Raw genomic sequence first — 1,381 nt, forward strand, 5'->3', positions numbered from 1 at the left:
GTAAGCGCCCCACGATCCCACGTGGCGCGCTTTAATAATCGAAGTTCCAAGGAAGCAGCGAGTCGATATCCGGCTCAGGTTTGGCGAGCTCTTGCAGGCAGTGAACCATGTAGTTGTAAAGGATTAGGTCATTCGCTTTAGCCGTTTCGATGATGCTGTAGAGCATCGCACTTGCATCTGCACCTCGCGAGTTATCGGCAAAGAGCCAGTTCTTTCTCCCAATAACCAGCGACTTAATTGCACGCTCGGCACGATTATTATCGATAGATAAATGCCCGTCATCGATATAACGAACCAACTTCGGCCACTGTCCTCGGGTATATTTGATGGCCTTACCAAGCGCACTCGACTCAACTACTTTTTGGGTAGTAAGCCAGTGATGGATGTCATCTAATATTGGTTTTGCTTGAGTCTGCCTTGCTATCAGACGCTCCTCAGCCGTGCTGCCTTTCAGCCTCGTTTCCAATGCGTAAAGCTTCTGGATTTTCGCCAGAACTACGTCAGCTTTACCTGTCTTGCCTTTACCCTTCAGGTTTTTAGCGTCCATGAACTTGCGACGAGCGTGAGCAAGGCAGCCCACATTGGTCACCTTATCGAGTCGGTCGTAAGCTGCATAGCCATCACTTTGAAGGTAACCATGGTAATCACCTAAGAAGGCCGCAGGGCAAGCACTTGCCCGACTATTTTGATAGTCGAACAAGACGATGTTTCTTGTACCATCAACACTGGCTTTGGGGGAGTCTGCGCCCGAGCAGTAGAGCCACATATATGCCTGCTTCTCTTCTTTGAGCACATTGAGTGGAGTTTCATCGGCGTGAACAACAACTTGTTTAAGAAGATGACGTTTGAGCACCTGGTAAAGCGGTGCGAACTGCTCACTCACCTGTATTACCCACCTTGCCATCGTGGTTCGAGAGAGCTCGATACCCGATTGGCTGAACAACGTCTCTTGACGATAGAGTGGTAGCGCATATTGATATTTGCCGAGGATAATATTGGCAAGCAAGCTTTCTGTGGCGAAGCTTTTCGGGATGATGCTTTGTGGTGATGGCTTCTGATGTATTTGGCTTTGGTCAGCTTGCTGCTCACACTGGCGACACGCATATTTAGGTCGAACATACTCAAGCACTTTTAGTACCGCTGGGGTGAACTCGAGTTTTTCACTGCAGTCCTCACCGATTTTATGCAGCTCACCTTGGCAGCAAGGGCACTGCTTTTCCTGCTCATCAAGGTCAAGAACGATACGCTCACGCGGTAGGTCTTTGGGCAGTGGTTTGCGCTTGCCTCGCGGCTTGGTGGTTTTCGGTGAAGTGACTTGCGTCTCTTCCTCTTTCACTAACTCAGACTCTGCCTCGTTAAACAGGTCGCCTTGCGCCTCATC

Annotated in this window: 1 protein-coding gene; it reads right to left on the reverse strand. The window is 49.7% G+C overall.

Going from position 1 to position 1,381, the window contains the following annotated elements:
- Window positions 1–31: 31 nt before the first annotated feature.
- Window positions 32–1,381 (reverse strand): IS66 family transposase (tnpC, locus tag ACVA53_RS24890; RefSeq protein WP_446506623.1); only part of this gene is annotated, 1,350 nt, incomplete at its 5' end.

Source organism: Photobacterium sp. DNB23_23_1 (genome assembly GCF_052873815.1).